Source organism: Polynucleobacter sp. AP-RePozz3-80-G7, assembly GCF_018882145.1.
Lineage (GTDB): Bacteria > Pseudomonadota > Gammaproteobacteria > Burkholderiales > Burkholderiaceae > Polynucleobacter.
Genome location: NZ_JACVPC010000008.1, coordinates 1 through 8,088, shown reverse-complemented (window position 1 = coordinate 8,088; position 8,088 = coordinate 1). Strand labels below are relative to the sequence as shown.

1 protein-coding gene is annotated in these 8,088 nt (G+C 47.0%); it reads right to left on the bottom strand.

The annotated features are described in order from the left end of the window. The coding region (locus ICE90_RS10710) for a hypothetical protein (RefSeq protein ID WP_216192504.1) at positions 1–8,088 on the bottom strand (8,088 nt) is incomplete at both ends.

Sequence of the window (8,088 nt, the reverse complement as noted above, 5' to 3'; positions counted from 1 at the left end):
TGTTACCAAAGGTCTGAACACCTGAGGTGGTGATTGCTCCGCCGTTAATGGCTGTTGTACCAGTAGAAGCGTTCTGGATGAGTGAAGCGGCAGATACGGCAGCGCTAAAGGTGGTGGTGCCGGTAGAAGTGAGGGCAAGCGCGCCAAGTGCACCGTTAGTAGCTCCCCCTACTACACCGGTAAAGGTGATGTTGCCTGAGCCCGAAGTTAAGGTCAGCGCATTGGCTGCACTAGCAGCGCTATCTACCGTACTAGTAAAGGAGAACACCCCATTTGAGCTACCTGTGCCAGTGGAGTTTAAGGTTACGCCAGCATTAAGTACAACTGGGCCGGTATAGGTTTGGTTACCAGCAGTCTTGATGTTGGCGCCAATATAAATATCAGTACTGCTTGTAGAGGCCAAAGATGTGAGTGCTGTAGTACCGCCCACAATACCGCCATACGTAATCGTGCCAGAGCCCGCAATAATCGCTAAGGTTTGAGCGCCGTTAATCGTCGCAGTAGAGGCAAAGCCAACATTGCTATTGGTGGTCGCTAAAGTGGTTGCAGCGCCCAAGGTAACGGCATTGTTATAAGTCTGCGCACCAGTAGTCGTAATCGTGGCACCGTTAATAGCGGTAGTACCAGAGGTAGCATTTTGGATAAGTGAAGCGGCAGTTACTGCAGCGCTAAAGGTGGTGGTGCCAGTAGAAGTCAGTGCAATAGCTGCTAACTTGTTAGTACCACCGACTACTCCAGTGAAGGTTTCGTTACCAGAACCAGAGGTGATGGTTAAGGCGTATGGGGTTGTGGAGGTGCTATTTAGAGTGGAGCTAAATGAAATAGCTCCGTTTGCAGACCCATTTACATTGGTATTTAAATTAACGTCACTAGCAAGCACAGCTGGTCCAGTAAAGCTCTGAAGACCATTAGATGAAATATTACCTGCAAGACTCATCTTATTGCTTGAGCTTGCTGTAACGCTAGTGACTGCAGTACTTTGGCCAATAGCAACGGTAGAGACTGGAGATACTCCACCCTTTAGAGTAAATGTATAGGCTCCGTTTACTGCGCCAGCAATTGTTAGTCCAGTGTTATTTTGTATGGTAGCTATGCTTATATAGGCTGAACTGTTATTAGCGCCTGACGTCATTGTTACGCCAGTTACGTATGTAGAATTTGCATAAGATGATCCCCCGCCTCCGCCGGATCCTCCGCGTGTACCGGCGCCATTATCATCTCCAGCACCTCCGCCACCGCCGCCATACCAACCGCCTCCGCCACCGCCACCGCCGGGTTTATTTCCATAACTACCGGTACCAGCGCCGCCATTACCACCTTGTAATTGCGAGCCTGAAGCACCACTACCACCTTGGTTTTGTGCTCCTCCAGAACCTCCAGCAAGTTGAGTACCGCCACTACCACCGACTGAGCCCTGTGTTGAACTGCTTGCATTAGAGCCGTTAGCACCAGTCAATCCTCCGCCCGCACCACCAGCTGCTGAATTAAGCCCATCAGAGCCACCGCCACCGCCAGCAACTATGAGAGCATTTGCAGAAGATGCGGATGTAACAAATAAACCAGCGTAGTTACCACCCGCATTTCCTTGTGAAGGCCAGCCATAAGAAATGCCGCCAGAACCAGCACCAGCAAAATTAATTGCCAGCACTTGTCCTGGTGTAACCGCTACTGTTCCAACAACCAATCCACCATTGCCTCCATAGCCACCACCGACTCCACCGGCGGCACTCACTGTCAAGCTAGTTACACCTGCCGCTACCGTGTATGTCGTATTACTTGTGTAAGTGGTTGAAGGAGCAGTTGGGGTATAGCCAGAAATATCAACAGTAGTATTGGCTAGCAAAGTCACTGCATCAGTGGAGGATCCAATAGTGATTGGACCACCGCCGACGAAGCCTCCAGCAAGACTGGTAGATGATGCTGAAGTCGCAGTTAAGCCACCATTAAATGTAAATGCTGCTGAGCCACTATTACCAAGTTGTAATGTTCCAGTATTTAGAAGGCTCACTGCGTTTGTAAGGGTTACTGTGGAACCCGTCATCGTTAAATTAAATGCTGTGGCAGATGTTGCGAATCCTGTTGCATAAACGTTATTAGCAAAGCCCACTGCTCCAGTTTGAGTACCGCTGCTACCAATGGTTACTGTACCGAGTAAGCTACCAGATGTACCTACTGCACTATTCACCGTAATCGCATTGCTACCAGAAGATAGATCTAGTGTCTTGGCTGAACCAGTTAGTGCGCCACCTAAGGTAATGGCACCATTGGCAGCTGAAGTGTTGAGTACGGTATTAGATCCCAGGCTAATCGTATGGGTTCCAGTGTTGCTACCAATACTCATCGTGCCACCAACGATCGTACCGTTCAGTGTGGTTGCACTAGGCGCAGTTGCTGTAAAGCCAGCGGTGTAAGTTTGTGTACCACCAGAGGCGCCAAGAGTTAAGGTGCCAGTGTTAGCAAAAGTGACTGCGTTGGTGATGGTGCCAGTAGCGCCGTTCAGTTGGAGGTTGTACCCTGCTGCTGCCGTATTTAAGGTAGTAGCTGTTAATGCACCATTAAAGGCAATGGTGCCTGTAGTTGCAGTTAAGGTAGTAGTAGTGTCGCTAACAGTACTGGTGAAGGTAGTGCCACCGGAGTTAGCTATGGTCAGAGTGTCGAGTGGAACACCGCCTATAGCTCCAGTCACGCTGATAGTGCCACTCGTACCTGAATTCAGGGTAAGCGATTGAGTATTTGAGCTTGTTCCGGTAATGGAGCTACTAAACGAAATATTGGCTCCAGTGGATGCTGTTGCAATAGCACTCAAAGTCAATGAATTTGCTAGCGTTATTGCTCCGGTATAGCTTTGCAAGCCGCCAGTAGAAATGCTATCCCCCAAGGTAATGCCGCCGGTGCCAGTTACTGTCAAGCTTGTAATTGCCGTAGCACCACCGATAGCTGCTCCAAAATTAATGGTTGAAGTACCTGCACCAATCGTCAACGCGCGCGCACCATTGATTGTTGATGTTGATCCACTGAAATTGATAGCGCCGTTCGTAGAGGTAAGACTAATTGCCTGATTAGACAAAGTAATCGGGCCTGTATAGGTTTGCGTACCTGTCCCACTAACAATGTTGGTAGCCAACGTCATTCCACTGGTTCCAGTCAAACTCAAATTACCCGTAGTAGTCATACCAACGGTGGAGTTCACAGTACCAATGGTGTAATTCGCACTGTTTTGCAAGAAAGAAACAATGCCAGTGTTACCAGCTAAGGTGCCTACTGCATTAGTTGATTCAGTTAAGGTGTAAGTAGCGCCTGTACCAAGAAGTTCTAAACCAGTAGCAGTAATAGATGCCCCGCTACTTTGAGTCACTGTGCCAGTAGTGTTCAGAGTCAGGTTATGGGTGCTTGAAGAGCCATTGACTGAGAAGGCGCCAGCAAAGTTCATACCACCGCTAGAGGTACCAGCATTACGAATGGTGACTTTATCGGCAATCGTATAAGCATTCACGGTAATTGCACCAGTGCCAGTAGCGCTACCAAAATACACATTAGAGAAGGTGCTACCTAAGAAATTGAGCTGGGTAGTACTTAAATTAAGGCCAGATGCAGAGCCATCACCAGCAATCGTCATTACTGTAGAAGCAGTATTCGGTTGAATGGTTAATGCGCCTGTGCCAGTAATTGCAGCGCCGATAGATACAGCGTCAGTTGTGACTGTTAGGTTATTGACACCCATGGCAATCGTGCCAGATGAACCGGTGGAGAAGGATGCTGCAGTAACACTGGTATTGCCCAATACATTGATGCCACCAACTGCGCCATTGAAGGCCACACTGGAACTACCTGGATTGATAGAAACTGTACGGGCTGAGGAACTATCGTAACTATTAACTGTACCGTTAAAGGTGATTGGCTGATTGGTAGTGCTGAATGCAGTGTTTACCTGAATCAACACATTGTTATTGAAAGTTTGAGCGCCAGTTGTTACAACTGATGCAGTATTGATGACAGTGGTCCCCAGGGTTCCGGTAACAATACTTTGAGCACTTACTGGCGAACTAATGATGTTGGTACCCGCGCTATCTACCGTAAAGACATTCAAGGCGGTACCCTGACCCACATCATCACTAAAGGTAATATTTCCACTGCCAGCATGGAGACTAATACTTTGACTATATGCTGTAGTTCCATCCAATGTACTGGAGAAAGTCACAGGCTGATCTGCAGTAGTAATTACTACCGGAGTAGCAGTTACTTTAACGGGATTGGTGAAGGTAAACGCACCTGTACCAGCTCCAGTTAAATTAGCGCCTAAATTAATATTGGCGCCGTTGGTCAAGAATGTAACTGGACTTGTAAATGTTTGATCAGCGGCCACTGTAATTGCACCGGCGGTGAGAGAACCCAGAGTAATCCTCGTGAAACCAGGCTGCAGATAATTGATTTCAGTAGTGGTTAGATCCAACACTGAGTCAGTATTGCTATTGGATGTCGATCCTAGCTTGATCGTATTACCGCTAGTTGAAGGCTTGATGAACAATGTTGATTGGCCATAGATATTAGCTGTTGGGTTGAATTCATCTGCAGTAATTGAAAGGGGGCCAAGACCATTGCCGCTAGTACCCATGGCCGCTGTTGTAATAACGCCAGTCCCCGCATTTAATGTAAGTGCAGTGTTTACGCCACTTAGAGTGCCGGCTAATGTAATTCCACTATTTGAAGTAGTGAGTCCAGTAGAGGTGTTAAGCGTTGTTGCCGCATCAAGGATGATTAAAGTACCCGTAGCACCAATCGAAATCGGGCCATTTGTATTGATTGTTCCACCGAGGTAAACCGTTGTAGGCGTAATTGCAGAGAATCCACCGGTAATACTTAGAGTATTCGAAGCTGATGCACCTAACTCAAGAGTTCCACCATTAGCAAATGCGGTCGATGATCCAATTGAGGAACCAGAGCCAGTAAATGCCAAATTATAAGAACCTGACCCACTATTAAATGCACTTGCATTAAATAGTCCTGAAAACAATACATCTCCAGTTTGGTTGTTATTGACAGTTACAGAACCAATAGAATTGCCTACGTTATTGGTAAATGCAATGGATAAATTTTTGAGGCTTGCATTCAAGCCTTCACCAGATGCATGGTGTGCGCTACCAATCCAAAGTGATAAATCTGCTGGATTTAACGGACTATTACCAGTTCCTGTCATCTTCAGAACATTATTAGAGTACACATTTATTGTTCCAACCCCACCAGTATAGTTATAGGTGACCTTAATCGTTACCCATGAACTACCACCTACACAGGTGCCACAACCAAATAAGTCCACGCCATTACTTCCGGATGGGTTATTTCCCTGTAGATAAAAATTATCCCCGCGTAATGTTCGAATCAAAATACCATCGGTATGCATGCCGTAGGAGAAAATTGTATTCAGGCCGCTACCATTCAAACCACTTGAATTCACTTGATAATCCGCTTGGTATGTCCATGTTTGGCCTAAGTTGATTGACAGCTTGTAAGCATTTGAACCATCGGCAGACAATGAGTATGTTGATCCAGTGAGGTAATTAGTAGCACTAGCACCGCCTGGCCCCATATTGCCCGATTCGGTGAAATTAGCAGAACCAGTATTAATAGCTAAAGTTAATCCTGCCGTTGCTGCATTAAGGTTGCCAGCAATAGAGGTCACTCCACCTGCGCCACTTCCAGAAACTCCGTAGCCATCACCAGTAGTATCAAAGCTTGTATTACCGACCATGCTGATACTGCTTCCAATGGTCAATGCCCCAGAGGTCTGAATGGTTCCCATCAAATTCAAGGCACTAGGCGCAGAAATGGTGAGTGAACCCAATACACTAAATACATTGCTTGCATTACCGTTAATAGTCAATGTTCCGGTATTGTTAAATGCCAAGTTGTAGGAAGTGGAACCGCTAGTACCAATCGTTGATATTGCACCGCTTCCGCCATTGAGAACTAGATTGTAGGCAGTGCTACCCGTGTTTAAACTAGCAGCAGTAATACCGCTATTCGTAGTAATCGTTCCGGTCTGGCCACTTGTCCCAAGGCCTAAGCCGCCAATATTATTTAATGCTGAATTCACAGTGGCTGCGCCACTACCACTATTAATGGTGAGATTGGTGCCGGCACCTGTAACGGTATTACTGGTGCTTGCGCCTACTAGAATATTGCCAGTTGAACTAGTAATCGTTCTTGTATCAGAGCCACCCGATCCAGCCAAAGTAATATTGCCATTCAAGTTGATATTGCCGCTACCGGTTGTAATGTTTCCGGCAAACCAGGAAAGTGGGCCGTTCACTGTAAATGCTCCAGCGCTACTATTGGCAGCGCTCAAGCTATTGCTTAAAGTAAAGGTTCCTGAAGTTGTAAACGTTGTGGGCGATGAGAAAGTCAGATCCGCGGCAGTTGTAAATGGCCCAGAAATACCGCTTCCGCCAAAGGTAATTGCTGTAAAGCCTGTACCTAAGTAGCCTAACTCAGTAGCTGTGAGGTTCAACACAGTTGCATTTGTATTGTCTGCAGCCCCAAATTTAATTCCGCGTGTAGTTGTACTTGGCAGAATAGCCAAAGTAGAGGAGCCATTGAATGTTCCGCCAAAATTTACTTCATCACCAGTCAATGAGGTTGCACTCAATCCACTAGCTGTACTTCCGAATGAAATCGTTCCTGTACCAGAAGATAAGGTTAATGTGTAACCCGCCCCAGTAACAGCGCCATTCAAACTAATATTGGCATTCGCTGCAGAGGTATCAATACTGGTGTTTGAACCAAGAGTAATACCGTGGCTGGCAGTTCCAACTGTAACTGCAGCTCCACCAGTAATGTTGGCAGCAACCGTGACGGCGCTTGGTGCAGTTGCAATCAATCCGCCAGAGAATGTAAAGGCATCTGAAGCACTATTACCTAATACCAATGCTCCAGTGTTTCCAAAGGTCACGGCGTTGGTAACGGAATTTGCCGATCCAATTAAGCTAACGTTATAAGCATGCGCAGTACCAGCGATAGTTAATGTCGGAGTTGAAACATTGCCCTGGAATGCAATAGTTGTTGAAGCAGAACTATCACTCAAAACAATACTTGTTCCGGTTGTTACAGAGCTAGCAAACGTCGATCCACCCGAGTTAGTCACCGTCAAACTTGAGAGAGAGGTAGGTCCAATAGCACCAGTTACAGAGATTGTTCCGCCCGTTCCAGCATTCAGTGTGAGAGCCTGAGTATTAGCACTAGAGCCAGTGATAGAGCTTGTAAAGCTGATATTTGCACCAGCAGTATTGACCCCTGCCTTCGTTGAATCTAACCCAATCGAATTCCCCAGCGTTACTGCACCAGTGTAGGTTTGGGTACCACTGGTAGTGATGTTGGTATTGAGCGTAATGCCAGTGCCAGTAATCGCTAAGTTACCTGAGGTAATGCCAACAGCGCTGACCGCCCCGCCGCTACTAATGGTTAAAGCATTAGTACCTGTAGCTAGCGCTGCAGAAGCACTGATGTTGCCAGAGCTACTTTGAATAGTCAGCGGCGCTACAAAGGTGATGCTTGCAGTTGGGTTGTAGTTAATGTTGCCAGTACCGCTTGCACTACCCAGAACAATCGAGCTAAAGGCTTGATTTAGATATCCAATGGCAGTATCTGAGAGATACAAGGTACCAGTAGTGCTGGTTGTGGAGCTACCGATGTTCATCACGCGGTTCGTGCTAGCACCATCGATAGTCAAGATACCGCCACCAGTAAGGTTGCCGCCTAAAGAGATCGTATCGGTATTGATGGTGAGGTTCTTACCGGAACCAACTGCAAAGGTACTCGATGTGGTGGTAGTGCCGGTAGTGGTAATGGTTGTAGTACCTAGAGCCCCGTTAGTAGCTCCCCCTACTGCGCCAGTAAAGGTAATGTTGCCTGAACCTGAGGTGATCGTTAAGCCATAAGCTTGGCTAGCAGTACTGTTCAGAGTATTAGCAAAAGAGACTGTGCCATTACCAGAGCTTGCTGTGGTGTTCAGAGTAATAGCAGCTGCTAAGGTCGCTGCTTCGCCATAAGACTGGTTACCTGAAGTAGTGACATTACCTCCTAGGGATAAGGTTC